Source organism: Arthrobacter sp. 01T425, from assembly GCF_056398725.1.
Genome location: NZ_JBFTPY010000012.1, coordinates 104,218 through 131,063, shown reverse-complemented (window position 1 = coordinate 131,063; position 26,846 = coordinate 104,218). Strand labels below are relative to the sequence as shown.

Sequence of the window (26,846 nt, the reverse complement as noted above, 5' to 3'; positions counted from 1 at the left end):
GTCCTCTGCTGGGTCCCGGCCATCAGTACTTCCTCAGATCCAGCGGATCCTGGCCGTACCAGCGCTTGCGCAGCAGGGCGGTGGCGGCTCCCAGAACACACCTCAGTTCCTCCGTGCTGTTCGAGAGCGACCTCAGCACCAGCCCGGCCGTTCCCAGCACGGCGGCGGTGAGCGAGATGCCGGTATGGGCGCCGAGCCCGGCCGTGATCTCGTGGAGTTCGTCGGCAAGGGCTTGGTCCACCCGCGGGTCCACCACGATCAGCGACCCCAGATGGCTGAAGCCCTCCATGAACGCCAGGCCCGTCACATCGCCCAGGGGCGGCCGGATGAGCACGTTGTCCAGGGCCAGCAGCCCGCCCGCCTCCCCGACGGACGCCTCCGACTCGACCCGGATCTCGGTCCGCAACCGCAGCTCCTCGTACCGGAACGAGGCCCCGTCCGGCGACCACCCCGGGGTCACAATTTCGGCCATGATGAGGCTCGACGACGGCCGCACCGTCACGTGCGTATTCTGCCGGTAGCTGGCCTCCCGGTAGGCGATCACCTGATCCGGGGCGAGCTCCAGCCGGGCCCCCTCCCCGAGCCGCAGCCGCATCCGCTGTTCGGCAAAGGATCCCGGAGTCCGGTAGATCTTGGTGGCCGACTGCGTGGCGAGCAGCAGCTTAGCCTCATCGGCCACCTCCACGTCAATCACATACAGGTCAGCGCCCAGATAGGCACCGCCAGGATTGACGAGCACATAACAAACCTGCCCGCTGCCATCCAAGTAATGCGGCCGCAAAACCCTCAAAGCCCCCCGATGGAACTGATGCGTGGCAACAGAACGTCCGTCCCGATTTTCGACGACGAGTTCCAGCTCCCCCATCGGCGACTTAACCGCTGAGGCGGCGAGGCCGGATTTTGGGGCCGCGGCGTGGCGGGCACCGCGGGGGGCCCACTGCCGCGAGGGTCCCGACTCGAGCTTGCGAGAGTCGGGAGCGGCTGGGGACGGGCACGGCCCCAAATCCGGCGAAGCCGCCGGACTCCGCACAATCGCCGTCACGACGCCAGGTCGAGCATCAGGACGTCCCGCCGCACCCAGTCGATGACGCGGTCCAGCCCTTCGTCGGTCTTGAGGTTCGTGAAGCAGAACGGCCTCTCGCCCCGGAATTCCTTGGAGTCCCGCTCCATGACGGCCAGGTCCGCGCCGACGTGGGGGGCGAGGTCGGTCTTGTTGATGATGAACAGATCGGACTTGATCATGCCCTGGCCGGCCTTGCGCGGGATCTTCTCACCCTGGGCCACGTCGATTATGTAGATGGAAAAGTCCACCAGTTCGGGGCTGAACGTTGCGGAGAGGTTGTCGCCGCCGGATTCCACGAAGATCACCTGCAGGTCAGGGTGCCGCTTCTTCAGCTCCTCGATGGCGGCCGTATTCATGGACGTGTCTTCGCGGATGGCCGTGTGCGGGCAGCCGCCGGTTTCGACGCCGATGATCCGGTCGATCGGCAGGATCCCATTGGCGGCGAGAATCTTGGCGTCCTCGATTGTGTAGATATCGTTGGTGATGGCCGCCATGGAGATCTCCCGGCTCATATGACGGGTGAGCCGCTCCACGAGCTGGGTCTTGCCGGCACCCACCGGGCCGCCGATGCCGATTTTGACGGGCTCAGACATATTCTTCTCCAGACATATTTCGTGTGTAGCTCGGTTAACTCATGAACATGCGGGCGCGCTGGCGTTCGTGCCGCATTTGCGAAATTTCCAGCCCGGGGCTGACGGCCCCAAAGTCGTCAGGCGTGAGGTGACTGGAGCGCTCGGCGGCGGCAGCTACGCCGTCGGCCGCCTTCCGCAGGATCCGCTGGCCGGAGTTCTGCCCCAGGGGGATCGCCCGGACGGCGTTCTGCGTCAAGGACGTCACCGCGGCGAAAAGATAAGCGGCGAGGGCCTCCGGGAGCGGTACGTTCAGGGACCGTGCGACGACGGCGAACGCCAGCGGCTGATGCCCGGCGACACGGCCGGAACCCACCAGCTCCCGGTACTCCGCCAGATCTGCGGACGGAAAGATCTCGGCGCCGATCTCCAGCAGACGCCCGCCCATTTTGGTACTGGCCTCGCGCAACTGCCGGGGCAACAACTGGGCGGTCAACAACGCATCCAGTTCGGCAACCGGAACGTCCTCATAGAGGAACCGGATTGCCAGGGCGTCCGAGTACGTCAGCTGCTGTGAAATGAACGCCGCCAGCCACACCCCAAAGGACTCCTCGTCGTGCACCAGCCCGCGCTCCACATACGTCTCAAACCCCAGCGAGTGAGCAAACGCCCCGGTAGGCAGAGCAGAATCCGTCAGCTGCTGCAACGCAAGCTGGTAAGTCATAACGGGCTCCGCGACGCAAGGCAAGCAGTCGAACCTGCGAAGGCGGGTGATAGGGGTCGCGGCGTGGCGGGCACCGCGAAGCGGGCACGACCCCTATCACCCGCCGCAGCGCCCACGGCGCCCCAGCCACAACGGCAGAGGCTAGTGCGAGTGTTCGGCATGGCGGAAGGGTACGGGCATCACGCGCTCCTGGCGGTTGTAGGGCGCTCCGACGTGTTTGAGATAGTCCTCCACGGTGTGGTCGTACTGGCAGACCATCACCTCCGCCCCGTACTCCGAGGAAGCGTCGAAGAACTGGGCCTGCAGGTGCCGGTTGCCTAGGGAGTGGGCCACCACCCCCATCTCGTGGATGGAGCGCGGGGCGATCACCAGGACGTCGGTGGGCAGGACTGACACCACGATCATGTTGGTGCCGGCCACGTGCAGGATGTCGCCGTCGCGAAGGTCCCCGGAACCGGCGGGGAGGCGGATGCCGAGTTCCTTCCCGTGGTCGGTGGTGACGCGCTGGATGCGTTTGACCAGCTGGGCGCTGGGCAGCACCACCTTCTCGCGGTGGAGCCCAAGGTAGGGGTCCGGACCGGGAGGGAGGTCGTGGGTGTTGCCGAGGACCTTTTCGATGATCATGGTGATCTCCTCTGGAAGCCTAGAAAAGGAAGTAGCGCTGCGCCATGGGCAGCACGTCTGAGGGCTCGCAGGTGACGTCCTCGCCGTCGACGCTCACCTGATACGTTTCCGGGTCCACCTCGATATCAGGGGTGGCGCCGTTGTACTTGAGGTCCGCCTTGGTGAGGTTCCTGATTCCGGACACCGGCCGGATGACCTTCTCCAGTCCGAGCTCGGCCGGGACCCCGGCGTCGATGGCGGCCTGGGAGAGGAAGGTGATGGAGGACTGCTGCAGCGCCTTGCCATAGGCGGCGAACATCGGCCGCATGGTGCGCGGCTGCGGGGTGGGAATGGAGGCGTTGGCGTCACCCATGAGGGCGTACGCGATCTGGCCGCCCTTGAGCACAAGGTCCGGCTTCACTCCGAAGAACGCGGGATCCCAGAGCACCAGGTCCGCGAACTTTCCCACCTCCACCGAGCCGATGGAATCCGCCATGCCCTGCGCGATGGCCGGGTTGATGGTGTATTTCGCCACGTAACGCTTGAGCCGGAAGTTGTCGCTCTGGGCGCCCAGGCCTGACGCGGCCCCGTGGCTGCCGCCGGCAGGATCCTTCAGTACGCCGCGCTGCCGCTTCATCTTGTCCGCCACCTGCCAGGTGCGGATGACCACCTCGCCCACCCGGCCCATGGCCTGCGAGTCCGAGGACGTGATCGCGAAGATGCCCAGGTCCTGCAGGACGTCCTCGGCGGCGATGGTCTCGGCGCGGATGCGGGAGTCCGCGAATGCCACGTCCTCCGGGATGTCCGGGTTCAGATGGTGGCAGACCATGAGCATGTCCAGGTGCTCTTCGATGGTGTTGCGCGTGTACGGCAGGGTGGGGTTGGTGGACGCCGGCAGGACGTTGGGCAGCCCGGCGATCTTGATGATGTCCGGGGCGTGGCCGCCGCCGGCGCCTTCGGTGTGGAAGGTGTGGATCACGCGGCCGTCGATGGCCCGGATGGTGTCCTCCACGAAGCCGCACTCGTTCAGGGTGTCGGTGTGGATGGCCACCTGGACGTCGTACTGGTCCGCTACCTGCAGCGACGTGTCGATCGAGGACGTGGTGGAGCCCCAGTCCTCATGGACTTTCAGCCCGATCGCGCCGGCGCGGATCTGCTCGGCCAGGGGTTCGACGGCGGACGCGTGGCCCTTGCCGAACAGGCCGATGTTGATGGGCAGCCCTTCGGCGGCCTGCAGCATCCGCTGGATGTGCCATTTTCCGGGGGTGACCGTGGTGGCCTTGGTGCCTTCGGCGGGACCGGTGCCGCCGCCGACCATCGTGGTCACGCCGCTGCACAGGGCGGCAGGGACCTGGTCCGGGGAGATGAAGTGGATGTGCGAGTCCACCCCGCCGGCGGTCAGGATTTTCCGCTCACCCGCAATGATCTCGGTGCTCGCGCCGATCACGATGTCCACGCCGTCGGTGATCTGCGGGTTGCCGGCCTTGCCGATCCGGAAGATGTGGCCGTCCCGGAGCGCGACGTCGGCCTTGTAGATGCCGGTGTAGTCCAGCACCACGACGTTGGTGATCACGGTGTCCGGGACTCCGCCGCCGGAACCAATACCTCCGGAACCGTCACCGACCCGGGTCACCTGGCCGTTCTGGCCCATGCCGTCGCGGATCACCTTGCCGCCGCCGAACACCACTTCCTCGCCGTAAGCGGTGAGGTCCTTCTCGATCTCAAGAAACAGATCCGTGTCGGCCAGGCGGATGGCGTCGCCCGTCGTCGGGCCGTAGAGGTCCGCGTACTGCCTGCGGGATAGCTCGAAACTCACTGTGCGTCACCTTCCCCTTCGGAAACAGGGAGTCCGCTCTTGCGGAGTGTGCCGTTGACGGCGTTGCTGAGGCCGTACACTTCCCGTCTGCCCGCGAGCTCGATCAGCCGGACGGTCCTGCTGTCCCCGGGTTCGAACCGCGCGGCCGTGCCGGCCGGGATGTCCAGCCGGCGGCCGTAGGCGGCCGCCCGGTCAAACTGCAGCGCGGAGTTGGCTTCGGCAAAGTGATAATGCGAGCCGACCTGGACGGGCCGGTCTCCGGTGTTGGTCACCGCGACGTCCACCGCCTCACGGCCGGCGTTGATGACCAGCGGCGCGGAACTGAGCACGTATTCTCCCGGAATCATCGAAGCTCCTAACGGATCGGGTCGTGAACGGTGACGAGCTTGGTGCCGTCCGGGAAGGTTGCTTCGATCTGGACGTCGTGGATCATTTCCGGCACGCCCTCCATCACTTCGTCGCGGCCAAGGATGGTGGTTCCGTAGCTCATGAGCTCCGGAACGGTCCGGCCGTCCCGGGCGCCCTCGATCAGTTCGTAGCTGATCACCGCGACGGCCTCGGGGAAGTTCAGCTTCAGTCCGCGTGCCTGGCGGCGGCGGGCGAGATCCGCCGCGACCACGATCATGAGCTTTTCCTGCTCACGGGGCAAGAGGTGCATGACGGTATCCCTTCAAGAACCAGCCGACTGGCGGACCGCAGAAGCCGCGGTGTGACCAGAGTAGGCCGCGGAGATTTCCTGCAGGTTTCCGGGACCCGTCATCATCTCAGGAGCTAACCGCTGACGGCCCTATCCGGTGATCCGCCAGTGCGCCTGGAATTCGGGGTGGTCCGCATACGGCAGCGCCAGGGTGTGCAGGGAGAGCGTGGTCCATTCGATGACGTCCGGCACCCATCCGGCCTCGGCGGGTTCCTGGCTGACCAACATGGCCAGCACGGACTGGCGTGCGGATTCAATGATGCCGATGAGCTGGCGCTTGGCCTCGCACTCACGGAGCAGGCGGCGTTCATACCACTCGCCGGAGACGGCAAGCGTGGGGTCGCCGAGCAGCTTTAGGGCGACGGCTTCGTCTTCTCTAATGCGCGCGGTCAGGAACTCGACGATGTCCACTCACCGAGCCTATGCGCGCCGGTGCCCACACGGCTACGGCCTGGCGTTTGCCCTTTTTCCTCAGGCCGGCACAAGCCGCGCTTGTTAGGGTGGGTGGATGAAACGACGTCTCGCCGCCCTTGCCGCTGCCGCCTTCTTGATCGGACTTACCGGCTGTGGGCAAGTGCAGGACGCTGCCGAAAAGGCCGTCAACGACGGGGCGTCACGGGCTGCGACGGCGGCCGGCAATGAAGTGAAGAAGCAGGCCTGCGCCATCGTGAAGAACGGCCTGGTCAGCGCCAAGGACAAGGAACTGCTGGGCGGTCTTGTCACCAGCGCGGAAGCCGCGGGTGCACCCGCTGAGATCACCACCCCGCTGCGCCAGATCGCCGACTCCGGAGACCAGGTTCCGGCCGAATCCGTCAAGGCCCTTCAGGACGCCTGCGCCAAGTAGCGGGCGGCACCCCTGGCGTGTGGAGTTCGGCGCCTCGTGGCGGCGTTCCGTGATCGCCCGGTCTCTGAATGAGGAGGGTGAGGGGCCAGTGCGCCTGACTTCAGTCATTGCCGCTCTGCGTGTCCTTTGGGAGGCAGGGCGCGCTTCAGCTCGGCAATACGCAGCCGGAGAAAGACGATCACGAGGATCAGAACGTACAGTGCCAAGCCGATCAGCACGGCAGTGAAGATCAGATAGAGGACGTACGAGACGCCAAAGACTTCGATGTTGTTCACTGATTACCCCCAATAGTTGTGTCTTCGCGGTAGCCTACGTGGCTAGCCGAGCCAACTTGAGATTTGCGTCCAAGCGAACTCTGGACAAGGTCTTGCTGGGTGTGTCCCTATTGAAGGGCCGAGCGCGAGGCCGGCGGGGCTTACCAAATCGACCGTGAGTTCCAGCCCGGTCCCGCGTTTTCAGGCACATCCACCATCCGCGCGAACTTTGGGGGCACGTTTGAAACTCTTGCTTACGTCAGGCGGCGTGACGAACCCGAGCATCCACTCGGCGCTCGTGCAGCTTCTCAACAAGCCGATCGCCCAGTGCCACGCCCTGGTCGTCCCGACAGCGCAGTGGGGTCACCCGATGTGCGGACCGGCATCGGTGCGGGGCCTCCTGGCCGCCGAGCCCGGCTCCCGTCACTTGTCCGGCATGGGCTGGGCGACGCTCGGCGTTCTTGAGCTCACCGCGCTGCCCACCATCGGCGCGGAGCGATGGGTCCCCTGGCTTCGGGAGGCCGACGTGCTCCTGGTCGACGGCGGCGACGCGACGTACCTGTGCCATTGGATGCGTGAGTCCGGGCTGGCCGACCTGCTGCCGTCGCTGCCGGACACGGTGTGGGTGGGAGTGAGTGCCGGGAGCATGGTGATGACGCCCCGGATCGGGAAGTACTTCGTCGAGTGGCCGTCCGCGCCGGACGACCGCACCCTGGGGGTGGTGGACTTTTCGATCTTCCCGCACTTGAACGCTTTCCCGACCAACACTCTGGCCCACGCAGAGCGGTGGGCCGCCGACCTCGGCGGCCCGGCCTATGCCATCGACGAGCAGACAGCTATCAAGGTCGTCGACGGCTCCGTCGTGGTGGTTTCCGAAGGAGAATGGACGAAGTTCGGGTGATAGCAAACCGCCGGAGTGACCCGTTCGAGGATCCTTCACCGGGCAGCTCAGTTGAAACGCGGACCGAAGGGCTATGGCATCCAGCTCATGGGCAGTTACGGTGGCTCCATGAGGGACGGGAGGCTCCTGATCATGTGCGGGACAGCAGAGTCCAATGACGCCCTCGACCACTACGAGACGGAAGGCTGGCGCCGTGCGGAAACTGATCTACGGCATGAACCTGACCCTGGACGGCTACATCGCCGCGGCTGGCGACGACATCGGCTGGGGCGGGCCGAGCGAGGAACTGTTCCAGTGGTGGCTCGACCAGGAGCGGGCTAGCAGCCTGTCGCTGTACGGCCGAAAGCTCTGGGAGACCATGAGCTCCTACTGGCCGACCGGCGATCAGCAGCCCGACGCCACCGCGGCGGAGATCGAGTTCGCAAGAAACTGGCGGGACACACCGAAGGTGGTGTTCTCCTCGACGATCGACAAGGTCGACTGGAACACCCGCCTGGTCACCGGTGACGCGATCGCCGAGATCACCCGGCTCAAGGCCGGGGACGGCGGCCCGATGAGCGTCGGCGGCGCATCGCTCGCCGGGGCGGCCATGCGGGCCGGGCTGATCGACGAGTACGTGCTGGCCACCCATCCGGTCCTGGTAGGCGGCGGCACTCCGTTCTTCACCGCGCTGGACAGTTGGGTGAACCTGGACCTGGTGGAGACGCGGACGTTTCCCGGCGGCGTGGTCCTGATCAGGTACGAGGCGAGGCGCTGAGCACGCTTCCTCCGGGCGGTCGAGGAAGGACTCCACACCAGCGTCTGCCAATCGACGGGCAGTAGATAGTCCGGAATGTCATCGGTGGGTTCAAACTTGAGTGGTCACTGAGACAACCGTTCCTGGTTTCGGTGCGTCGTCGTCTGCCGGGCATTCTCCACAACATAGACCTCCCCGTCGGGCGCTTTTTTGTGGGACTCCGTGGTGTAGAAGCGGATCTCGTGTCCGTCCGGGTCCGAGAGACCGGGCAGAATCCACCCCAGAGAAGCGACCTGGACGCCAGCATGGGCGTCCCCCAACTGCGTCAGCCGCGCGGAGAGCTGGTCAATTGCCGCCTTGGTCGGAACGCCTATGGAGAAGTAATCGAATCCGGAAGAGGCCGCCGCTTTGCCGGGGTCCAGCCGCAGGGCCAGTCTCGGTCCGCCATCCGGGTGATTAAGAGCAAGGCCCATGACTTTGCCATCTTCGCGGAACTCCATCGCAACGGCATAACCAAGCCGGCTCTGGTACCACTCGCGGCTGCGGTCGAGATCACTGACCGGGAGTTTGAGGTGGTGCACGCCATCGAACTGGGGAACCTGAGTGTCCACGGCAAATCCTTTGATCGCGGGGTCGTGTTCCAACGATAGGTCCGAATCATCTGCGGGAGGCCGCAATCGTGGCGCCCCTCGTAGTAAGGCCTAGCGTTTCCCCTTCTTCCGGGATCCCTTGCCGCGGCCCTTGTCCGGGTTGGGAGCGTAGCGCTGCGCCACCTTGGGCTTCTTCGCGGCTCCGGTGCCGCGCCGGTCCGGCTTGGGCTCGCGTTTGGGTTTCTCCTGCTGCGCCGAGGGCTGGCGGGAGCTCGCGGCGGTGCGTCCGCGGACAATACCGATGAATTCCTCGATGACCTCGTCCGTGGCGTCGCTCGGCCAGGCCAGGGCGATCTCCGTGCCGGGCGCCCCCGTGAGTTTCCGCGCCACGGTGTCCTTGACGTTGAAATGCCGGGCCACGGACATCGGCAGGATCACCAGCCCGGCACCGGACGCCACCACCTGCAGCGCCATCGCCGGGCCGCCGAGCTCCTGCACATCGAGAAACGTCTCGGCGGACAGGTCCGCCAGGTCCACTTCTTCAAACAAGGAGACTTCGTGCCCCTTCGGTGCCACCACCACGGGCTGCTCCTCGTAGAGCGGGATCACGCTGAGGCCCTCGCGTTCCACCGGGAGCCGGACGAAACTCAGGTCCGCGGAACCGTCGCGGAGCACGGACAGTTGCGCGCCGTCGTCGGACATAAAGGAGTGCAGCGGAACATCGGGCATCCGTTCCTCCCAGCGGCGGATCCATTTGCCCGGTGTCACACCGGCGACGTACGCGAAGCGCAGCTCCCGCCCAACTGCGACGGCTGGGACGACGGCGGTTTCGTCGGGGGTCTGGGATGGTTCTTCTGCTGCGGACACATGTTCACAGTACCGCCCGGGGTGGCGCGGGGGTCCGCCGCGATGGCGGCACCGTGCTGATCCGGTGCTAGTTTGGTGCCTCGCAGTGCTCTGGCCGGATACCCTTGGACTATGACCTCTGCAAACTCCCAGTCCATGAAACCGGCCACCGTTGCCAAGAAGCTTGGCATCTACCTGCCGGCGACACCCCAGGAGTTCCAGGATTCAACCATCACCCGCGCTGATTTTGCCGATCTCCAGGCCAACCCGCCGGAGTGGCTCGCGGAACTGCGCCGCAACGGCCCACACCCGCGCCCCGTGGTCGCGCAGAAGCTCAACGTCTCCATCGCCGGCCTGGCCCGCGGTGGTGTTGAGGAAGCGCTGACGACGGCGGAAATCACCGCACTGCTCCAGGCTCCCCCGGCCTGGCTGGTGGCCGAGCGCGCCACCCACGCCGCCGTCCGCGCCGAGGCCCAGCGGGTCAAGGACGAGGCCGCCAAGAAGGACGCCAAGAAAGCCCGCGCCAAGGCCGAATAGCGGCACGAGCTTTCTCCCGGCCCCTCTTTTCAACCCGCGGACGCAGGACTACGCTCGCGGAATGGGTCGGGGCCGCCGGTCCGATCCCCTCCGCATCCCAATTCACCTGCCACCGGCGGCGTATCGGGAAGGAACAAGTTCATGGGCTTCAAGATCGGATATTTTGTCGGGAGCCTCTCGAGCAATTCCATCAACCGCACCTTGTCCAGGGCGCTGATCCGGCTTGCACCTGCGGAACTGGAGTTCACGGAGATCCCCATCAGGGATCTGCCGTTGTACAGCCCGGATTTTGATGCCGCTTTCCCACCCGTTGGGCAGGCCCTCAAAGATGCCATCTCGGCTTCCGACGGCATCCTGTTCGTCTCGCCCGAATACAACCGGTCCATCCCCGGAGCGCTCAAAAACGCCATCGACTGGGGATCCCGGCCCTGGGGCACCAACTCCTTCGCCCGCAAGCCCACCGGCATCATCGGCGCCTCCCCCGGCGGCATTGGGACGGCCGTGATGCAGTCCTCGTTCCGCAGCGTGCTGAGCTTCCTCGACGCGCCGCAGCTGAATGCTCCGGAGGCCTACATCCGCTTCGTCCCGGAGGCCTACGGCGAGGACGGTGAGGTCAAGGACGAGGCTACGGCCGGGTTGCTGCGCCACTATATGGAGGAGTATGCCTCCTTCGTGGCCCGGGTCCTGGCCGCCAATGCACCGGGCCATATCGGCGACGAGCACCCGGACAAGGACAAGACGAGCCGTTAGGCAGAGTCAGGGCGCGGTGGTCCGGCATCTAGTCCTGGTGCAGCTGCACGAAGTTCCCGCAGCCGTCATCCAACACCACACTGGTCCCGCCGGGCCCCTCGGACGGTTCCCCCTGGAACATCACGCCCTTGGCCGCCAGCCGGTCGTATTCGGCGCGCACGTCCGGCACGCCAAAGACGATCGCGGGAATCCCGGCGTCGTGCAGACCGTTCATGTAGGCCGCGCCGATCGGGTTGTCACTGGGTTCCAGCAGCAGTCCGGCGCCTCCGGCACCATCCGGATCCTTGATGATGAAGAGGTTGTGCTCCGGCATGGCCATCAGCGTTTCGAAGCCCAGCGTGCCGGTGTAGAACTCATGGGCCGAGGCCGGATCCTTGACGTGGATACTGCACATTTTCAGTCGCATGGCCCCTAGGCTACGCCGGGAGGCTCGGCGTAGGAACCGCGACGCGGCCTCCGCACCGGCCCTGGCGCCTGGGTTTGCGTCCGCGCTGGCGCCGGGCATTGCCCCGGCCCGGCAGGCATTGACGGCCCCGCCGCCAGGGATTCCAATGGAACTAGCGGAACAGCGCCCGCCCGGGACCGTTCCGGGGAGGTGTGCAATGACGCTTTCACTATCCGGCGCCCTCGCGGCCTGGCAGTTCCTGGCCCTCGCCATTCTGGTTGCCGGGGCAGCGTTCGCCTCGGTCTATTTCGCCCGCAAGCACCTGGCGGCCGACGACGGGCCTTCCGAAGGCGCGGACGGCGCGTTTTGGGACGCATTCGCCGGACTCGCCGTCATTGTGCCCGCCATCGTCCTGGCCTCTTCCACATGGCCCTGGGCCGGCCTGGCGCTCGGGATGCTGGCCGCGGGGGCTGCCCTGGCGGCCGTCGCTGCGGCACCCCGGCTGCTCCGCCGGCAGGAAGCCCGCCGGGCCAGCCGGGAAACCCGGCTCTTGAACGAGGCGGCCGCCGCACGGCACCGGAGCGCCCTCGCCCGATGGCAGCGGTACGAACTGGATCCGGGGTTCTCGATTGACTATCCCGCGATGAGCGATACCCGGCAACCAGAAACCGCGGCACTGATCCGGGCGATCAAGGCCGCCGAGGGCCTCGGCGGCCGTACGGACCGCGCCTGCACCGATGCCGCCTACGCCCCGGCCGTGGAACGGCTGGAACATGCCCTCGCTGCCGCCGAACGCGCGGCCGGCGTCAGCGCCGCCGGGCCGCCTGGCCCGGACCACGCGCACGGCTGATTCCCCGGAATTGCCGATCCGGCAGTTCGCGGCCACCTTGGAAAGGTTCCATCATGACTGACATCACGATCATCGGCAGCGGCAACATGGCACGGGCGATCGGGACCCGGGCTGTCGCCGCCGGGCGCTCCGTCCAGATCCTGGACAGGACGCCGGAGAATGCCGCCAAGCTCGCTGCTGAACTTGGCGGCACCACCGGCTCCGGCGGCCTGAGCGAGGTTCCCGAGGGCGACATCGTCGTCCTCGCGCTGTACTTCGGCCCGGCCAGGGAAGTTGCCACGCATTTCGGCGACACGCTCAGCGGCAAGACGGTGGTGGACATCAGCAATCCGATTGACACCGAAACCTTCGACTCGCTGGTGGTCGCCCCGGGGACGTCGGCGGCGGAGGAAATCGCCGCACTGCTCCCGGGCGCACAAGTGGTGAAAGCCTTCAACACCACCTTTGCCGGCCCGCTCGGGTCCGCGGAAGCCGGCGGCCAGCCGATGGATGTGTTCATCGCCTCGGACTCCGAAGAGGCCCGCAACGAGGTTGCGGTCTTCGCCGAAGCCGCCGGGCTGCGTCCGCTCCAAGTGGGCGGACTGCGCCACGCCCGTGAACTCGAGGGCTTCATGCTGCTGGTCATGGCGCTGCAGGCCAACCCCGCGTATCCAACCTTCAACTGGGGCACCGGCCTGAAAATCACCGACTAGGAGCAGTCCGGTCCCGACCGGCCGTCATCGGCCCAGAGCGGTGATATCGAGCGGCAATATCCACCGGGGAGACCGGGCGGTGGCCCGCTTCAGCGCGCTACAGCTCGACCGTGCCGCTGTCGCCGACGCTCATCCGGCTGTTGGTCACCTTGGACTTGATCCACTGCAGCACGGTGGCCGCCGTGCCGCCCGGGCTGGTCCAGTACTCGGCGGAGTCCGAGTCGACGTGGAGCAGGACCACCTCAGGGGTGTCCGGGCCGTCCGGGAACCAGGCCTCCACCACCTGATTCCACATGTCGTGGATCAGTTGCCGGTCAGTGACCACTTCAGCGGTCCCGGCCACCGAAACCCACTCGGTGCGCTGGCCGAAGGAGACGTTCACCGCCGGGTTGGCGCGGATGTGGGCCACCTGAGAGGTGGTCGCCGACGTGAAAAACCACATGTCGCCGTCGTCCTTGACCTCCTGGACGGCCAGCGGCCGGCTGACGAGCGCGCCTGCTTCGTTGATGGTGGTGAACATTCCGATGTGCGAATCGTTGATGATGTCCGTGACCTTGCTGATGCTTTCGGCATCCGACATGCTCTCACCTCGTTCTGGTTCCAACGGAGGAAGGTCCCCCTCCGGACAGCCTATTGGTAAGTGTGCTTACTTTCCAATGGCTGCCGGCCGGAGACCTTCCCGGGACCTTCCCTGAACCGGCAGTGGATTCAGTGCCCGCGGGTCAGGACCTGGCCCCTGAAGAACTCGGGGCGGAGCTTGGCCATGACCAGCATGAGCACCACGCCCAGCAGGAGGACGCCCATGCCCAGGATGAAGACCAGCCCCACACCGCCGATCGACGACCCTGATCCGTACGCGGGATCCATGGAGTCGTAGGCGGTCTTGACGAACATGACCAGCAGGATGACGCCGCCCAGGAGTGGCGCGAGGAACTTGAAGAAGAAGGCCCTCGCTCCGCTGAACGCCTCGGCGCGGAAGAACCAGACACAGGCCAACGCGGTGATGCCGTAGTAGAAGCAGATCATCATGCCCAGGGCCGTGATGGTGTCCCACAGTGCGTTTTCCGACGTGGTCCGGGTGATGACATAGAACGCCGCGGCCGCGATGGCAGAGGCGATCGTGGCATAACTCGGCGACTTGTATGTGGGGCTGATCCTGCCGAACTTCTGCGGCAGCGCCCGGTAATGGCCCATGGACAGCAGGGTGCGCGCCGGCGAGACAAATGTGGACTGCAGGGACGCGGCGGAGCTGCTCAGGATAGCCAGGGACATCAGGATGGCGAACGGGCCCATTACCGGTCCCGCCAGAACGGCGAAGATGCTGCCCTGGTTCTCCGGGTTGCCGGTGCCCAGCCCCGTGTCGCCGACGCCGGCGTAGCTCAGCGTGGCCAGGGCAACCGTCATGTAGATGATCACGATGACCAGCACGGTGATCGTGGCGGCACGTCCCGGCGTCTTCTCCGGGTTCTTGGTCTCCTCGTTCATGGTCAGCGTGACGTCCCAGCCCCAGTAGATGAAGATGGACAGCGAAACGCCGGCGGCGAAGGCGGAGAAGGATCCCACGGCGAACGGGTTAAACCAGTCCGGGGAGATGGCCGTGGCGTCAAAGGCGGTTCCGTTGGCGACGTGGCTGAACGCTGAGATCGAGAACCAGGCGAGGACCAGCAACTGAAATCCCACGAGAACGTACTGGACGGTCTTGGTGGTTTCCATGCCGCGGTAGGAGATCCAGCACGCGAGGGCGATAAACACCAGCGTGGTCGCGATATTCAGCGGCAGGTTGGTGGTGAGGTCGGCGAGTTCGGGATTGCCGAAGATCTGCGCCAGCATGAGGTAGAAGAAGTCCACCGCGACGGCGGCCAGGTTCGAGAGCACGATGATGGTGGCGGCGATGAGTCCCCAGCCGCCCATCCAGCCAATCCAGGGGCCGAACGCCCGCGACGCCCAGGTGAAGGAGGTCCCGGCGTCGGGCATGGCGTTGTTCAGCTCCCGGTAGCCGAAGGCCACCAGCAGCATGGGGATAAAGCCCACCAGGAAGATCGCCGGCAGTTGCACGCCGACCTCGGCCACGGTGGGACCCAGGGCGGCCGTGAGGGTGTATGCCGGGGCGATACAGGAAATGCCGATGACGACGGCGCCAATGAGCCCCACCGATCCGGCTTTCAGGCCCTTCTCACTGAGTCCGTGCTGCTGTTCGGTGTGCTGTCCTGTCTGCTGTCCTGTCTGCGACGGCTTGGACATCGCATGGTCTGCGCTCATTGTTGTGCCTCTCGGGGGGTGTCACTCGACGCTGAATGATTGAGGTGCTTGAGTTCATAGTCGCTGGGGACCACGATCATCGGCACCGGCAGGGCGCGCAGAATGCGGCCCGCTGTGCTGCCGAGGAAGATGGACCGGCCCTTGGCAAGCCGGCTGGATCCGATCAACAGGACCTCGCCGTCTTCCCAGTCCAGGCGGTCCACGGCTTCCTCGATGCTGCGCCCGTGGGCGACGACGATTTCCGTCTTCGCCTCTACCTGGGCTTCCGTCTTGGCCTCCCCCGGGACCTCCGCCTTCGCCTCCCCCGGGACTGCCGGCCCGCCGGCAGCCAGTGCGTCGGCAAGGCACTTGGCCGCATACTCCCGGGCCGCGTCGGCTGAATCGGCCGCGTCGCCGTCGAGGGCCAGAAGCGACACCACCCGCAGCGGCACGTCCCGGTTCGACGCCATGCCTAGGGCGAATTCGAGCAGCTTCTCGGCGCCGGCGCGGGTTCCGAGCCCGCAGCTGATCCGGGTCAGGGCCTCCTGGCGGTGATAGCCGTGCGGTGCCAGGGCCACCGGAACGGTCGAGGCGTGGAGGAGTGCACTGGCCACCGACCCGATCGTGAACCGTTTGAAGAGCCCGGTGCTGGTGGCCCCGATGATGAGCATGTCCGCGCCCAGTTCCTCGGCCGCCTCGATCAGTGCGTGCGCGTCGGAATCATGGCTGCGGATGTGGGCCTGCGCCGGGACACTGGATGGAACCAGCGCCAGGGCCTGGTCGAGCCACTCCTGGGCCTGCTCGGTGAGCAGATTTTCGAAGCCCGCCTTCGGCGCGAGGGCGTGCCCGGACTGCTGCACTTCGGGCACCACCAGCACAAGGTCCAGGCTCGCCCCCCGCCCGAGCGCCAGGGAGACGGCCAGATTGACCGCATCATGGCCCCTGGCATTGGCTGAATACCCCACTACGTAACGCATCTGGCCGCTCTCCTAACTGAACTGGACTGCATTCAACTGAATTGTTGGGATTTTCTACGAGGCGACGGACGCACGGTCCGCAGCAGCGACGATCCGGGCCGCCGTGAGCTGCCCCATCCGGACGGCGCCGTCAACATGCTGGTAGCCCTCGGCCGCAAGGTCCGAGCAGGACCAGTAGATCGGCCCGACCGGCGTCAGCTGGTCCTTGCCGTAGCGGTGCAGTCCGCCAAGGTCGTAGCTGGCGGCGTAAGCCCCCCGGGTCCATTCCTCCGAACCCCAGTCGGACTCGTAGTAAACCTCGGGATCCAGGGCCTTTTCGCCGAGGAAGGACGCAATCGACTCGAGGATGGCGCGGCGGCGGTCCTCCGCGCTGAGCTCGAACATGGCGTCGGCCTTCTCATCCGAGACAAAGCCCACCAGCGTGCCGCGCGGGTCCTCGTGGTTGGTGTTGTCGTAGACCTCCTGCACAATGGCGCCGGCGCCGAAGGCCGTTCCGGACAGCCCGTCTTCGCGCCAGAACGGGCTGCTATAGACGGCGTGGACCTTGATGACCAGGCCAAGTGACTGGTGCTGGTGCATCTGGTGCTGGCGGCGGGGCAACGGCGGGTTAAAGGACACCCGGGTGTAGAGGTTCGGCGGCACGGCCATAATGACGAAACGTGCGTTCACCGTGGCCCGGTCGGAGACGGCAGTGACACGGTAGCCTCCGCTCGCGTCATCGGCCCAGTTGATGGTGCGGACCGGGCTGCCGAGGACGACGTCGTCGCCCAGTTCCGCGGCCTGCAGCAGCGAAACCTGCTGCATCCCGCCGACAACCCGCTTGTCCAGGATGAAGTCCTCATCCGTGAGGTTGGTGAAGGACCCCGCCGAGGCAGCCATGAGGACGGCCTGCAGGGCGGAGAAGGCGTGGGCCGGTTTGGTCAGCATGCCGCCGGCGATGAACAGGCCGATGTTGTTGCAGGCTTCCTCATCTGTTGAGTTCTGCCGCAGCCAATGGTGAAAGGAGATGGTGTCCAGCTCGCGGGCCTTGGGGTGGGCCCACGGCTCCTCGGGAGCCATCTCCGCGGCCAGGGAGTCCAGCAGGGCCGTGAGCTTGTCCATTTCGACGGCGGTGGTTTCGCTGACCGGGAAGGTGTCACCGGTGTACAGGGTGCGCCTGCCGTCCGCGCCAATGTAGACGGATTCGCCGTCGCGGTAGCGGGAATAGGTCTGCAGTCCGAGCTCATCCAGGAGCCCCAGGAGCCCGGTCTGGTCCGGCGAAACCCACTGGCCGCCGATCTCGAGCATGGCCCCGTCAACCGTGTCGGTCCAGGTCCGGCCGCCCACGCGGTCCCGCGCCTCGAGCACCGCCACACTGAGTCCGGCCTTTCTCAGCTCGCGGGCGGCGGTCAAGCCCGACGGGCCGGCTCCTACGATGACGACGTCGCGGTCAAGTTCCAGCATGATGTTCCTCCCCGTGGCCGCTAGAGTGATGCGGACCACAAAATGAATGGCGTTCATTTAGAATGATAGACCTTCCACACGCTTCGGGGAAGACCCTCCGCCTAATGAATTTCGCCCGTAAAGTAGGGGCAGAACGGGCTCACCCCGAACCCGCCAGCCAAACTGAGAAGCCAAGCAGAGAAGAAAGGCCCGGAATGACGGCAGCAACCAGCGCCCCCGCCGATCCGCACGGCCCCGCAGCCAGGCCCCGCCGCCGCGCGGGACGGCCCGCCGCGGCAGTGCTGGACCAGAACGGCATCACCGTGGCGGCCCTGCAGCTGATTGGCAAGAGCGGCTACGACGGGTTCACCATGGCTGCCCTGGCGAGGACCCTCAACGTGGCTCCCTCGGCGCTGTACAACCATGTCTCGTCCAAACGGGACGTGCTGGTCCTCGTCCAGGACCACCTGACCTCGTTCGTGGACGTCACCGCCTTCGAGGCCGGGGACTGGGAACAGGCCGTGAGGGATTGGGCCTGGAGCTACCGCGATGTATTTTCCAAGCACACCCCGCTGATTCCCGTCATTGCCGTACTGCCCGTGACCGACGCGCCCAAGACACTGGCCATGTATGAGGCCGTCAGTGCCGGTTTCAGCCGCGCAGGCTTTCCGCAGAAGCGCATTGTCCCGGCCATTGTCGCGATCGAATCGTTCATCTTTGGCTCCGCCTACGACGTCACCGCACCCGCGGACATCTTCGATTCCGGCACCATGGCCGCGTCGACACCGCATTTCACCGCCGCCGTCCAGCGCCTGGCCGAGGAAGGCCATGAGAAACCGGCCGACGTCGCCTTCAAGCTGGGACTCGAGGCACTCCTCGCCGGGCTCGGGGCGCTGCGGGCAGCCTAGCGGTCTTGCCGCGTGGTCCGCTGCTGCGGAGTTTCCCCACTTTTGACGGACCGGCGCCGCCCCACACCGGCGGGTCGGCGCAACACGCCGGGCCAAGCCTTCGAATGTGGGGAAACCGGGAAACCCCGACGCCGGCTGCCCCCGTGCGGGTTAAACAAAAGAACCCCGGTCCAAGACCGGGGTTCTTTCGATTGCGTGCGCGAGGGGGGATTTGAACCCCCACGCCCTTTCGGACACTGGCACCTGAAGCCAGCGCGTCTGCCGTTCCGCCACTCGCGCGCAACTTCTTCCACTCGGATAGGGCCGGTTTCCCGGACCGCCAACCTCGTAAAAGCAGCGAGATCAAGCATAACGGACAATTGCCGGAAAACACCAATCGAGCCCCAGAGCCCCCTGAATGGGGTCGTTTGCCGGCCACGCTTGCCCCGCGGCCGGGCGTCACGCGGGGACCCGCCGCGGCAGTCCCGGCGGCGGTGTCCGCGCACGTCAGGGCGCGGCGGGCACTCATTTTGACGTCGCCCCGGCGGCGTCCGTTGAGGCCATTCCCAGACACGCCCAGTAGTATCTGATGTAGGAGTGTCCGCTGAGCGCGGGCTCGCAAAAGTTGGAAACCGAGTTCCGGAACGAACGCTGCCCCGCAGCCAACAGGAAAGGAGAAGGACCATGGGATTGCTGGACAAAGTCGAGCGCGGCATCGAAAAGGCCGTCCGCGGAGTCTTCTCCACCGGTTCCCGCGCCCAGGTTGAGCCTGTCGAGATCGCGAGCCGCCTCCGCACCGAGGTGGACAACAAGGCCATCACGATCGCCGCGGGACGCACCCTGGCCCCTAACGTTTTTGACGTACTCCTCAGCAGCGAGGACTTCCAGCGCGCCCAGGAATGGGGCACACCGCTCGCGGAGGAACTGTGCGACGTCGTCATCAACCATGTCCGCAGCCAGGGCTACACCCTCCAGGGCCCGGTCCGGATCAGTTTCCGCCGCGATGAGGAGCACCGCGCCGGGAATTTCGACATCACCTCGCGGACCGAGAAAGCCTCCGCCCCTTCCGTCCCGGCGCAGCCGGGTATTCACGGCAACGTACCCGCGGCTCCGACACGCCAGCCGACACAGCTTCAGCCTGTACTGGACATCGACGGCCAGCGCTATTCGCTGAACGCGCCCTCAATCGTCCTCGGACGGTCCTCCGAAGCAGACATCCTTATTGACGACACCGGCGTTTCGCGCCGCCACCTGGAAATCCGGACTGGGCCTGGTACGGCCCAGGCGATCGATCTCGGCTCCACGAACGGCAGCTACGTCAACGGCCAAAAGATCGTGGGCAGTTCGGATCTTGCTGACGGCGCCACGATCATGATGGGACGAACCAAAATCATCTTCCGCCTACTGCCCGCCCACCCAGGCGGCCACGCATGAGCGAATTGACCATCACGGCCCTGCGTTTCGGGTTCCTCATCCTCCTGTGGGTGCTGATCTTCAGCATTGTCTCGGCCATGCGCCGCGACCTGATGATCGGCCGCAAGGCGGCGGCCGGTGCCCCCACGGCACGCCAGGTGCGCAAGAATCCTTCCCTTGCTGAACCGCCGCCCGCCCCCGTCAAACAGCAGGCCCGCCAGCTGATCGTGACCGAGGGACCGTTGAAGGGCACCACCATCGCCCTCGCGGCGAGCCCGATCCTCCTTGGCCGGGCACAGGAAGCCACCCTGGTCCTGGAGGACGACTACGCCTCGGGCCGCCATGCCCGCCTGTTCCCGCAGGGCAGCCGCTGGTTCATCGAGGACCTCGGCTCCACTAATGGCACATATCTGGCAGACCAGCAGCTGACCCGGGCCCTCCCGGTGGAGCTGGGCGTCCCCGTGAGAATCGGCAAGACGGTCATCGAATTGAGGCCGTAGCCGTGGCTGCCCCGGAATTTCCCGCAGACAGGGCCGAAGGCAAGCCAACTGCCCCGAAGCGGCCGCTCATCATGCGCTACGCCGCGCGGTCAGACGTCGGCCGCATACGCGCCAAGAATGACGACTCCGCCTACGTCGGCCGGCACCTCGCCGTCGTTGCCGACGGCATGGGTGGCCATGCCGGCGGCGACGTCGCCTCCGCCGCGACCGTCCTGGACATGATCCACCTGGACCATGACGACTACGACGGCGACGCCGGGACCGTCCTCGCCGACGAAATCCAGACGGCCAACTCCCTGCTGTCCGAACTGGTGCACATGAATCCCAAGCTCGCCGGGATGGGCACCACGGTCACGGCCCTGCTCCTCGCCGAAGGAAAGCTCCACTTCGCCCACATCGGCGACTCCCGGGCCTACCGGCTGCGCGACGGCGAGTTCGAACAGGTCAGTGTCGACCACACCTTTGTCCAGCGGCTCATCGATGAGGGCAGGCTCCGCCCCGAAGAGGCCGAAACGCATCCGCACAAGAACGTCCTCATGCGCGTGCTGGGCGACGTCGATGCCAGCCCGGAGCTTGATCTTGACACACTGGCAGTCCAGGCCGGGGAACGATGGCTGCTCTGCTCGGACGGCCTGAACTATGTGGCCGGCCACGTCGTGGAGCGCACCGTCCGGGAGACGAAGGACCTGGGCGAATGCGCCGAACTGCTGGTTGAACTCACGCTGGAGGCCGGCGCCCCGGACAACGTGACCGTGGTGGTACTCGACATCGCCGAGCCGACACGCGATGACGTCCGGACCGCCGCCGTCGACGTCGTGCCCGCGCCCGCAGCGGCCGCCGGGACGTCAGCGCCCGCCGCCCCGGCCGGACCCCTGGCCGGGCCCCTGGCCGGGAGCACCGTTGGTGCCGCGAAAACCCCCGGCGAGTCCGTAAACGAGTCCGTAAAGAAGGACAACTCCGCCCAGGACACCGGGCCCGCCGCGCTGGCCGCCGCGGCAGGAGCCTCGGGGCCGCCGGCCGAACCGGCCGCAGGGTCCCCGGCCGACGGCACATCGCCGGCCGCCGCCACACAGAAGGCCGCCGAGGGCAAGGAACCCGAGACCACCACCGACCCGCATCTGGGCGAACACCTCTCGGCCGAAGTCCTGCGGGAAGAACTCTCCATGCGCCCGCACGAACTTGTCGGGGCCGCCGCCGCAGCAGCGGAATCAGGGTCCATTCCTTCCATCGCCGGACGCACCGTGGCCCGGCGCGCGGCCACGGTCCTCACGCACAAGTCCGAACAGGACCGCGAGGAGGCAGACGACTTCAGGCCCGCCGGACGGCCGCGCCGGTGGCTTACCGTATCCATTGCCGCCGCGATCGTCGCGCTGCTGGCCGTCGGACTCTGGCTTGGCTACGCCTGGACCCAGACGCGCTACTACATCGGCGAACACGATCAGCATGTGGCCATCTTCAACGGCGTCTCCCAGCGTCTCGGACCTATCCAGCTTTCCACTCTCGAAGCGGTAACCGATATCAAGATGTCCGACCTTCCCGAATTTTCGCAGCAGCGGGTGCGCCAGACTGTGCCCGCCCGCGACCTCTACGACGCGCAGCGGATCGTCAAAAACCTGGAACGCACCGGCACGACCGCCCCGGCCGATGAATGCCTCACCCCGTCCCCCGCAGCGACGGCCGCCGGTGCCACCCCCTCCCCCGGCACCACGGCCAAGCCGGGCTCCACGGCGTCGCCAAGTGCCACAGCCTCCCCTGGAGCGGCCAAGCCGTCGCCATCCGCCACCCCGACTACGAATTGCGAGGGGGCCAAATGACACCCATCGACCCCGTGCCCAGGCCACGACGAAACGTGGAGCTTGTCCTCCTGGTCCTCGCCCTCGCCGTAGGGATTGGTGCCCAGGCACTCGTGGGCGTGGACCGGCAAAAAGCGTTTGACACCGACTTCTGGTTCCAGTCCGGACTCCTGGCGTTGGCCGCCCTCGCCTTCCATGTGGTGCTGCGGCTCCGCGCAAAATATGCCGACCCGGTAATACTTCCGCTCGTGGTCGCCCTTAACGGGCTGGGCCTGGCCATGATCCACCGGCTGGACAGGGTGGGCGAAGACACCGGCAACAACCAGCTGCGCTGGACCCTGGTGGCCATGGCGGTCGCGATCGCGGTCATTTGGTTCCTCAAGGACCACCGGATCCTGCGCCGCTTCACCTATATCTCCCTGGCCATCAGCGCCGTGCTCCTCATCCTGCCGCTGGTTCCCGGCGTCTCCGCCGGAGAGGTCCTGGGTGCCAGCGTCTGGATCAAGATCGGTTCCATGACCTTCCAGCCGGGTGAAATCGCCAAGATCACGCTGGCCATCTTCTTTGCCGGCTATCTGTCGTCGAACCGGGACCTCATCCTGCTGGCGGGCCGCAAGATCGGCCCGGTGCAGTTCCCGCGGTTCAAGGACATGGGCCCCATGATCACCGCCTGGCTCGTGAGCATCGGCGTGCTGGTCTTCCAGCGTGACCTGGGATCCTCGATCCTGTTCTTCGGCCTGTTCCTCGTCATGATCTACGTCGCCACGAGCCGCATCAGCTGGGTGATCATCGGCCTCGTGCTGATTGCCGTCGGCGGCGTCGTCGCTGCCCGCGTGTTCTCGCACGTGGCCCTGCGGATCGACGGCTGGCTCAACGCGTTCACCGATGAGGTCTACGGCCGGCAGTTCGGCGGCAGCCTCCAAATTGTCGAGGGCCTGTTCGGCATGGCCAACGGCGGCCTGGTCGGCACCGGCCTCGGCCAGGGCCGGCCCAACCTCGTCCCCTTCGCCAACAGCGACATGATCATCGCCTCCTTTGGTGAGGAACTGGGCCTGATCGGCGTCTTCGCGATCGTCCTGATGTACCTGCTGCTGTTCACCCGGGGCTTCCGTGCCGCGCTGGGCACCCGTGACGCGTTCGGCAAACTGCTCGCCACCGGGCTCTCCTTCGCGATCGCGCTGCAGTGCTTTGTGGTGATCGGCGGCGTGACGCGCCTGATCCCCCTGACCGGACTTACGACGCCGTTCCTCGCCGCCGGCGGGTCCTCGCTCCTGGCGAACTGGATCATTGTGGGTCTGCTGCTCATGATTTCGCACTCTGCGCGCGGCCCGGTGGATACAACGCCGTTGCCGCCCGGCCAGGAACCCGGTGCGCGCAAGAACTTCCCCGTGCTGCCTGCCAAACCGGCGCCGGATCCCCGTAACAGTCCCGACGCACCCACCGAGGCGGTGAAACAGCTGTGAACCAGGCCATCCGCAATTCATGGATTGCCGCCATCGCGATGTTCGTGCTGATCTTCGGCGCGCTCAGCTATGTGCAGGTGGTTGGCGCCGACGAGCTTAAGGCCAACGCCTGGAACAGGCGCGCCATCCTGCAGAACTACTGCAACGACCGCGGTGCGATCATTGTCGGCGGCACCCCGGTGGCAGAGTCCGTGCCCGCCACGGAAAGCTGCAAATTCCAGCGGACCTACTCCCAGCCCGAGCTCTACGCGGGCGTCACCGGCTACTTCTCCAAGAACTACGGCCTCACCGGACTCGAGAAGTCCATGAACGATGTCCTGGCCGGCAGCTCGGACCAGCAGTTCCTGGACCGGGTGGGCCAGTTGTTCCTCGGCAACCAGCCCAAGGGCGCGTCCGTGGAGCTGACCCTGGACCCCAAGCTCCAGAAGCTGGCGTACGACCTCATCCCGGACGGCATTCGCGGGCACATCGTGGTCACCAACCCGAAGACCGGCGCGGTCCTGGCCATGGTGTCCAAACCGTCCTATGACCCCAACCTGATTGCCACCCAGGACGCTGCCGCCGAACAGGCCAACTACACCGAGCTGAACCAGGTCCCCGGGATCAACCTGAACCAGAACGTCTCTGGACCCACGGGCGAGCTGCTGGCACCGGGATCGGTGTTCAAGCTCATAGACACCTCTGCGGCGCTGAAATCGGGCAAGTACAACAAGGACAGCGACCTGCCCAACCCGGCCGAGATGTCCTTCCCCGGCATCGACTACAAGCTGCCCAACTACGCGGGCGGCAACTGCTACACGCGCACGACGGCGTCGTTCGCGTTTGCCCTGCAGCAGTCCTGCAACACACCGTTCGCCAGCATCGCCCTGGACCTGAAGCAGAAAGCCATCGCGGACGAGGCGGAGAAATTCGGCTTCGGCCAGGACTTCGGCGACCAGCTCAAGCTCGACAGTGCCCCAAGCTTCTTCCCGACCGAACCGCTGGACGACGCCGGGCTGGCGCAGTCCTCGATCGGCCAGCGCGACGTCCGCGCCACGCCGCTGCAGATCAACACCATGACAGCGGCGATCGCCAACGACGGAGTGCAGATGCAGCCGAACCTGATCAAGGCCGTACGCGCCCCCGACCTGCGGACGATCAACGAACCGAAACCCCAGGCCCTGCGCACCGCCACGACTCCGGAGATCGCACGGCAGATCAACGAGTGGATGGTCAGCGTTGTCGACGACGGCATCGCACACCGTGCGGCCGTGCCCGGTGTCCAGGTGGCCGGCAAGACCGGTACCGCGGAACTCGGCAACGGCCTGAACAATTCTTGGTTTACCGGGTTTGCCCCGGCAAATGACCCGCAAGTGGCCGTCACCATCGTCATGGAAGGCGTAGACATCACCACTGGCGCAAACCTAACCAGTCCGAACGCGAAGAAGATTTTTGAGGCGGTGTTGAATAAGTGAGGCCTACTTCGGGAATCACCCTCGGCGGCAGATTCCAGCTGACCACGCGCATTGCGATCGGCGGCATGGGAGAAGTCTGGAAAGCCAAAGACCTGATCCTTGGCCGCATCGTCGCCATCAAGGTGCTCAAGGAGGAATACACGGGCGACCCCGGTTTCCTGCAGCGCTTCCGCGCCGAGGCACGCCATACCGCCCTGCTGAACCACGTGGGCATCGCCAACGTCTTCGATTACGGCGAGGAAGAGGGTTCCGCCTACCTGGTCATGGAACTGGTTCCGGGCCAGCCGCTGAGCAGCATCATCGAGCACGAACAGGTGCTTTCCCCGGACCGCACCCTTTCGATGATCGCCCAGACGGCGCGGGCCCTGGCAGTCGCCCACGCCCAGGGCCTCGTGCACCGCGACATCAAGCCGGGGAACCTGCTCATCACCCCCGACGGCCGCGTCAAGGTCACCGACTTCGGCATCGCGCGCCTGGCCGACCAGGTTCCGCTGACCCAGACCGGCCAGGTGATGGGCACCGCCCAGTACCTGGCGCCCGAACAGGCCACGGGGCAGACTGCCACCGGAGCCTCGGACATCTACTCCCTCGGCGTCATCGGCTACGAGTGCCTCACGGGCCACCGGCCGTTCTCCGGGGAATCCCAGATCGCCATCGCGCTGGCCCAGGTCAACGATGCGCCTCCGCCCCTGCCGGACACACTGCCCAGACCCGTCCGCGCCCTGCTGATGTCCATGCTGGCCAAGGATCCGAAGAACCGCCCGGCCGACGCCATCAAGCTGTCCGAGGCGGCCGAGGCCATCCGCAACGGTGATATCGCCGCCGCACACGCAGCCGTACCGGGCATGCTGCTTTTCGAGGCAGCCACCGGGCCCATCACGGCCCCCGTCGACGTCCCCACAGCGGCCACCAGCGTCATTGGCTCCAGCGCCGCAGAGGACAAGTCGACGTCGGCGACGTCCGCGCTGCCCGTAGTGGGCGCCGCCGGTGCAGGTGCAGCCGCGGGCCTGGCAGCAGGCGCTGCCGCAGCCAGCGGCTACGGCGCCCGCAACGCTCTCAACCGCGCCGATGCCCTGGCGGCCGAGCGAAGCTGGGTGCAGGAAGAGGAGGAAGAAGACTACGACGAGCCGGAGGAGGAGCCGAAGCGCCGCGGACGCAGCCCGTGGACGTGGCCGCTGATTGCGCTGATCCTGCTGGTGGTGTTCGCCCTGGTCGGTGTGGTCCTGAGCCAGGCCGGCAGCCTCTTCCCCTCGCAGGGTCCGGCCACGAGCAGTGCCACGTCCAGCATCGCGAAACCGAGCAGTGCCACGCCGTCGGCGTCCTCGGCTTCCCCGACCGAGACCCCCACCCCCACGCCCAGCTCCGCGACACCCACCGAATCCACCCCGGCCGCGGTCAACCTGATCCCGGACGCCTACCTCGGGCGGCCGTACAACGATGTCCGCAATGAGCTGATCGGCAAGGGGCTGCAAGTCACCGGTGTCGAGGTCGTCAACGACGCGACGCCAGGCACCGTCACCAACATCGATCCCTCCGGTGCGGTCCAGCCCGGCACCACCATCACGGTCAGCTACTCCAAGGGCCCGGAAATGGTCGACGTCCCGTCCATCAAGGCGGGCGCCAGCGAGGCTGAAGTCCAGCAGGCAATCCAGGACGCCGGGCTGCGCTGGGCCAAGGGAGCCGACGTCAGTCCCACAAACAAGAAGGAAGATCCGGGCACTTTCGTGAGCTCGCAGCCTCCTTCCGGGTCCAAAGTGACCGCGGGAAGCGTCGTGACCTACCACCTCGCCAAGGCCACGGCCGCATCCCCTTCACCTTCAGCTACCAAGTCCGGACCCTAAA

The 26,846-nt window shown here is 66.3% G+C and carries 30 protein-coding genes and 1 tRNA gene; 14 read left to right on the top strand and 17 right to left on the bottom strand.

All coding sequences use genetic code 11. The annotated features are described in order from the left end of the window. Window positions 1-22: 22 nt before the first annotated feature. From AC1DNG_RS14650 to AC1DNG_RS14615, 8 genes are all read right to left on the bottom strand, one after another. Window positions 23-739: an urease accessory protein UreD gene (locus tag AC1DNG_RS14650; RefSeq protein ID WP_476859663.1), complete on the bottom strand. Its 717-nt coding sequence runs from the start codon at window positions 737-739 to the stop codon at window positions 23-25. 299 nt (window positions 740-1,038) lie between these two features. After that, entirely contained in the window at window positions 1,039-1,656 is a 618-nt protein-coding gene (gene ureG, locus AC1DNG_RS14645) for an urease accessory protein UreG (protein WP_476859662.1), read from the bottom strand. Between the two features lie 34 nt (window positions 1,657-1,690). Beyond that, complete coding sequence (locus AC1DNG_RS14640; protein WP_476873868.1) at window positions 1,691-2,356, bottom strand: urease accessory protein UreF; 666 nt, start codon at window positions 2,354-2,356, stop codon at window positions 1,691-1,693. A 141-nt stretch (window positions 2,357-2,497) separates the two neighbouring features. After that, window positions 2,498-2,980 (bottom strand): urease accessory protein UreE, encoded by a 483-nt coding sequence (gene ureE, locus AC1DNG_RS14635; RefSeq protein WP_476873867.1) that lies wholly within the window; start codon window positions 2,978-2,980, stop codon window positions 2,498-2,500. A gap of 19 nt (window positions 2,981-2,999) precedes the next feature. Further along, window positions 3,000-4,775: an urease subunit alpha gene (ureC, locus tag AC1DNG_RS14630; RefSeq protein WP_476887645.1), complete on the bottom strand. Its 1,776-nt coding sequence runs from the start codon at window positions 4,773-4,775 to the stop codon at window positions 3,000-3,002. Further along, window positions 4,772-5,122, bottom strand: coding sequence for an urease subunit beta (locus AC1DNG_RS14625; RefSeq protein ID WP_476873865.1), 351 nt, complete (start codon window positions 5,120-5,122; stop codon window positions 4,772-4,774). Before AC1DNG_RS14625 ends, ureC begins: the two co-directional genes overlap by 4 nt. Window positions 5,123-5,130: 8 nt before the next feature. Beyond that, a complete protein-coding gene (locus AC1DNG_RS14620) occupies window positions 5,131-5,433 on the bottom strand; it encodes an urease subunit gamma (RefSeq protein WP_223914842.1) in 303 nt (100 codons plus the stop codon). Between the two features lie 129 nt (window positions 5,434-5,562). After that, a complete protein-coding gene (locus AC1DNG_RS14615) occupies window positions 5,563-5,883 on the bottom strand; it encodes a DUF6221 family protein (RefSeq protein ID WP_230010922.1) in 321 nt (106 codons plus the stop codon). A gap of 97 nt (window positions 5,884-5,980) precedes the next feature. Between AC1DNG_RS14615 and AC1DNG_RS14610 the strand changes: the two genes are divergently transcribed. Beyond that, window positions 5,981-6,316, top strand: a complete 336-nt coding sequence (locus AC1DNG_RS14610) for a hypothetical protein (RefSeq protein WP_476873864.1) — start codon at window positions 5,981-5,983, stop codon at window positions 6,314-6,316. A gap of 104 nt (window positions 6,317-6,420) precedes the next feature. Here the strand turns inward: AC1DNG_RS14610 and AC1DNG_RS14605 are convergent, their stop codons facing one another. Further along, window positions 6,421-6,591, bottom strand: a complete 171-nt coding sequence (locus tag AC1DNG_RS14605; RefSeq protein ID WP_476873863.1) for a hypothetical protein — start codon at window positions 6,589-6,591, stop codon at window positions 6,421-6,423. 220 nt (window positions 6,592-6,811) lie between these two features. Here AC1DNG_RS14605 and AC1DNG_RS14600 point away from each other — a divergent pair, with 220 nt between their 5' ends. Both AC1DNG_RS14600 and AC1DNG_RS14595 read left to right on the top strand, forming a co-directional pair. Then, entirely contained in the window at window positions 6,812-7,471 is a 660-nt protein-coding gene (locus AC1DNG_RS14600; protein ID WP_476873862.1) for a Type 1 glutamine amidotransferase-like domain-containing protein, read from the top strand. A 193-nt stretch (window positions 7,472-7,664) separates the two neighbouring features. Further along, on the top strand, window positions 7,665-8,228 hold the full coding sequence (locus tag AC1DNG_RS14595; RefSeq protein ID WP_476873861.1) for a dihydrofolate reductase family protein: 564 nt from the start codon (window positions 7,665-7,667) through the stop codon (window positions 8,226-8,228). A gap of 104 nt (window positions 8,229-8,332) precedes the next feature. Here AC1DNG_RS14595 and AC1DNG_RS14590 read toward each other — a convergent pair whose 3' ends face one another. Beyond that, the gene (locus AC1DNG_RS14590; RefSeq protein ID WP_476887644.1) at window positions 8,333-8,818 is read right to left on the bottom strand and encodes a VOC family protein; all 486 of its coding nucleotides are present in this window, start codon (window positions 8,816-8,818) and stop codon (window positions 8,333-8,335) included. A 90-nt stretch (window positions 8,819-8,908) separates the two neighbouring features. Further along, window positions 8,909-9,664 carry a LysR family substrate-binding domain-containing protein gene (locus tag AC1DNG_RS14585; protein ID WP_026538047.1) on the bottom strand — a complete coding sequence of 252 codons (756 nt, stop codon included), beginning with the start codon at window positions 9,662-9,664 and terminating at the stop codon, window positions 8,909-8,911. A 111-nt stretch (window positions 9,665-9,775) separates the two neighbouring features. Here AC1DNG_RS14585 and AC1DNG_RS14580 point away from each other — a divergent pair, with 111 nt between their 5' ends. After that, on the top strand, window positions 9,776-10,180 hold the full coding sequence (locus tag AC1DNG_RS14580; RefSeq protein ID WP_018775636.1) for a DUF5997 family protein: 405 nt from the start codon (window positions 9,776-9,778) through the stop codon (window positions 10,178-10,180). 141 nt (window positions 10,181-10,321) lie between these two features. After that, on the top strand, window positions 10,322-10,930 hold the full coding sequence (locus AC1DNG_RS14575) for an NADPH-dependent FMN reductase (RefSeq protein WP_230008239.1): 609 nt from the start codon (window positions 10,322-10,324) through the stop codon (window positions 10,928-10,930). Window positions 10,931-10,958: 28 nt separating this feature from the next. On the opposite strand, the gene AC1DNG_RS14570 is transcribed toward AC1DNG_RS14575, so the two are convergent. After that, a complete protein-coding gene (locus AC1DNG_RS14570) occupies window positions 10,959-11,336 on the bottom strand; it encodes a VOC family protein (RefSeq protein WP_223914848.1) in 378 nt (125 codons plus the stop codon). 196 nt (window positions 11,337-11,532) lie between these two features. Here AC1DNG_RS14570 and AC1DNG_RS14565 point away from each other — a divergent pair, with 196 nt between their 5' ends. Both AC1DNG_RS14565 and AC1DNG_RS14560 read left to right on the top strand, forming a co-directional pair. Further along, window positions 11,533-12,165 (top strand): hypothetical protein, encoded by a 633-nt coding sequence (locus AC1DNG_RS14565; RefSeq protein WP_230008241.1) that lies wholly within the window; start codon window positions 11,533-11,535, stop codon window positions 12,163-12,165. 53 nt (window positions 12,166-12,218) lie between these two features. Continuing rightward, window positions 12,219-12,857 (top strand): NADPH-dependent F420 reductase, encoded by a 639-nt coding sequence (locus AC1DNG_RS14560; protein WP_476873859.1) that lies wholly within the window; start codon window positions 12,219-12,221, stop codon window positions 12,855-12,857. A 97-nt stretch (window positions 12,858-12,954) separates the two neighbouring features. Here the strand turns inward: AC1DNG_RS14560 and AC1DNG_RS14555 are convergent, their stop codons facing one another. The 4 genes from AC1DNG_RS14555 to AC1DNG_RS14540 all read right to left on the bottom strand — a co-directional run bounded on the left by AC1DNG_RS14555 (window position 12,955) and on the right by AC1DNG_RS14540 (window position 17,515). After that, window positions 12,955-13,437, bottom strand: a complete 483-nt coding sequence (locus AC1DNG_RS14555; protein WP_476873858.1) for a pyridoxamine 5'-phosphate oxidase family protein — start codon at window positions 13,435-13,437, stop codon at window positions 12,955-12,957. A 128-nt stretch (window positions 13,438-13,565) separates the two neighbouring features. Beyond that, window positions 13,566-15,098, bottom strand: coding sequence for an APC family permease (locus AC1DNG_RS14550; RefSeq protein ID WP_476850727.1), 1,533 nt, complete (start codon window positions 15,096-15,098; stop codon window positions 13,566-13,568). A 14-nt stretch (window positions 15,099-15,112) separates the two neighbouring features. After that, the gene (locus AC1DNG_RS14545) at window positions 15,113-16,072 is read right to left on the bottom strand and encodes a universal stress protein (RefSeq protein ID WP_459383496.1); all 960 of its coding nucleotides are present in this window, start codon (window positions 16,070-16,072) and stop codon (window positions 15,113-15,115) included. A 54-nt stretch (window positions 16,073-16,126) separates the two neighbouring features. Then, window positions 16,127-17,515 (bottom strand): flavin monoamine oxidase family protein, encoded by a 1,389-nt coding sequence (locus tag AC1DNG_RS14540; RefSeq protein ID WP_476873857.1) that lies wholly within the window; start codon window positions 17,513-17,515, stop codon window positions 16,127-16,129. Window positions 17,516-17,709: 194 nt separating this feature from the next. Here AC1DNG_RS14540 and AC1DNG_RS14535 point away from each other — a divergent pair, with 194 nt between their 5' ends. Further along, window positions 17,710-18,402, top strand: coding sequence for a TetR/AcrR family transcriptional regulator (locus AC1DNG_RS14535; protein ID WP_476873856.1), 693 nt, complete (start codon window positions 17,710-17,712; stop codon window positions 18,400-18,402). 196 nt (window positions 18,403-18,598) lie between these two features. Here AC1DNG_RS14535 and AC1DNG_RS14530 read toward each other — a convergent pair. Beyond that, window positions 18,599-18,681: transfer RNA gene (locus AC1DNG_RS14530), tRNA-Leu, on the bottom strand. Window positions 18,682-19,065: 384 nt separating this feature from the next. On the opposite strand from AC1DNG_RS14530, the gene AC1DNG_RS14525 reads away from it, so the two are divergent. From AC1DNG_RS14525 to AC1DNG_RS14500, 6 genes are read left to right on the top strand one after another with little or no spacing between them, the layout of a single operon-like run. Next, window positions 19,066-19,815, top strand: coding sequence for an FhaA domain-containing protein (locus AC1DNG_RS14525; protein WP_476870300.1), 750 nt, complete (start codon window positions 19,066-19,068; stop codon window positions 19,813-19,815). Next, window positions 19,812-20,294, top strand: coding sequence for an FHA domain-containing protein FhaB/FipA (locus AC1DNG_RS14520; RefSeq protein ID WP_018775647.1), 483 nt, complete (start codon window positions 19,812-19,814; stop codon window positions 20,292-20,294). Before AC1DNG_RS14525 ends, AC1DNG_RS14520 begins: the two co-directional genes overlap by 4 nt. Before the next feature lie 2 nt (window positions 20,295-20,296). Further along, window positions 20,297-22,108 carry a PP2C family protein-serine/threonine phosphatase gene (locus AC1DNG_RS14515; protein ID WP_476873855.1) on the top strand — a complete coding sequence of 604 codons (1,812 nt, stop codon included), beginning with the start codon at window positions 20,297-20,299 and terminating at the stop codon, window positions 22,106-22,108. After that, a complete protein-coding gene (locus tag AC1DNG_RS14510) occupies window positions 22,105-23,550 on the top strand; it encodes an FtsW/RodA/SpoVE family cell cycle protein (protein WP_476850716.1) in 1,446 nt (481 codons plus the stop codon). Before AC1DNG_RS14515 ends, AC1DNG_RS14510 begins: the two co-directional genes overlap by 4 nt. After that, window positions 23,547-25,004, top strand: coding sequence for a peptidoglycan D,D-transpeptidase FtsI family protein (locus AC1DNG_RS14505; protein WP_476850715.1), 1,458 nt, complete (start codon window positions 23,547-23,549; stop codon window positions 25,002-25,004). The genes AC1DNG_RS14510 and AC1DNG_RS14505 overlap by 4 nt, the downstream gene beginning before the upstream one ends. Further along, a complete protein-coding gene (locus AC1DNG_RS14500; RefSeq protein ID WP_476850714.1) occupies window positions 25,001-26,845 on the top strand; it encodes a protein kinase domain-containing protein in 1,845 nt (614 codons plus the stop codon). Before AC1DNG_RS14505 ends, AC1DNG_RS14500 begins: the two co-directional genes overlap by 4 nt. The last annotated feature ends 1 nt before the right edge of the window (window position 26,846 follow it).

What these genes read in the sequence shown, in the direction of transcription:
- AC1DNG_RS14535 (WP_476873856.1), top strand. Translation starts at nt 17,710, where the DNA reads ATGACGGCAGCAACCAGCGCCCCCGCCGATCCGCACGGCCCCGCAGCC.
- AC1DNG_RS14525 (WP_476870300.1), top strand. Translation starts at nt 19,066, where the DNA reads ATGGGATTGCTGGACAAAGTCGAGCGCGGCATCGAAAAGGCCGTCCGC.
- AC1DNG_RS14520 (WP_018775647.1), top strand. Translation starts at nt 19,812, where the DNA reads ATGAGCGAATTGACCATCACGGCCCTGCGTTTCGGGTTCCTCATCCTC.
- AC1DNG_RS14545 (WP_459383496.1), bottom strand. Translation starts at nt 16,072, where the DNA reads ATGCGTTACGTAGTGGGGTATTCAGCCAATGCCAGGGGCCATGATGCG.
- AC1DNG_RS14540 (WP_476873857.1), bottom strand. Translation starts at nt 17,515, where the DNA reads ATGCTGGAACTTGACCGCGACGTCGTCATCGTAGGAGCCGGCCCGTCG.
- AC1DNG_RS14610 (WP_476873864.1), top strand. Translation starts at nt 5,981, where the DNA reads ATGAAACGACGTCTCGCCGCCCTTGCCGCTGCCGCCTTCTTGATCGGA.
- AC1DNG_RS14510 (WP_476850716.1), top strand. Translation starts at nt 22,105, where the DNA reads ATGACACCCATCGACCCCGTGCCCAGGCCACGACGAAACGTGGAGCTT.
- AC1DNG_RS14560 (WP_476873859.1), top strand. Translation starts at nt 12,219, where the DNA reads ATGACTGACATCACGATCATCGGCAGCGGCAACATGGCACGGGCGATC.
- AC1DNG_RS14640 (WP_476873868.1), bottom strand. Translation starts at nt 2,356, where the DNA reads ATGACTTACCAGCTTGCGTTGCAGCAGCTGACGGATTCTGCTCTGCCT.
- AC1DNG_RS14565 (WP_230008241.1), top strand. Translation starts at nt 11,533, where the DNA reads ATGACGCTTTCACTATCCGGCGCCCTCGCGGCCTGGCAGTTCCTGGCC.
- ureG (WP_476859662.1), bottom strand. Translation starts at nt 1,656, where the DNA reads ATGTCTGAGCCCGTCAAAATCGGCATCGGCGGCCCGGTGGGTGCCGGC.
- AC1DNG_RS14625 (WP_476873865.1), bottom strand. Translation starts at nt 5,122, where the DNA reads ATGATTCCGGGAGAATACGTGCTCAGTTCCGCGCCGCTGGTCATCAAC.
- AC1DNG_RS14570 (WP_223914848.1), bottom strand. Translation starts at nt 11,336, where the DNA reads ATGCGACTGAAAATGTGCAGTATCCACGTCAAGGATCCGGCCTCGGCC.
- AC1DNG_RS14550 (WP_476850727.1), bottom strand. Translation starts at nt 15,098, where the DNA reads ATGTCCAAGCCGTCGCAGACAGGACAGCAGACAGGACAGCACACCGAA.
- AC1DNG_RS14555 (WP_476873858.1), bottom strand. Translation starts at nt 13,437, where the DNA reads ATGTCGGATGCCGAAAGCATCAGCAAGGTCACGGACATCATCAACGAT.
- AC1DNG_RS14575 (WP_230008239.1), top strand. Translation starts at nt 10,322, where the DNA reads ATGGGCTTCAAGATCGGATATTTTGTCGGGAGCCTCTCGAGCAATTCC.
- AC1DNG_RS14580 (WP_018775636.1), top strand. Translation starts at nt 9,776, where the DNA reads ATGACCTCTGCAAACTCCCAGTCCATGAAACCGGCCACCGTTGCCAAG.
- AC1DNG_RS14620 (WP_223914842.1), bottom strand. Translation starts at nt 5,433, where the DNA reads ATGCACCTCTTGCCCCGTGAGCAGGAAAAGCTCATGATCGTGGTCGCG.
- ureE (WP_476873867.1), bottom strand. Translation starts at nt 2,980, where the DNA reads ATGATCATCGAAAAGGTCCTCGGCAACACCCACGACCTCCCTCCCGGT.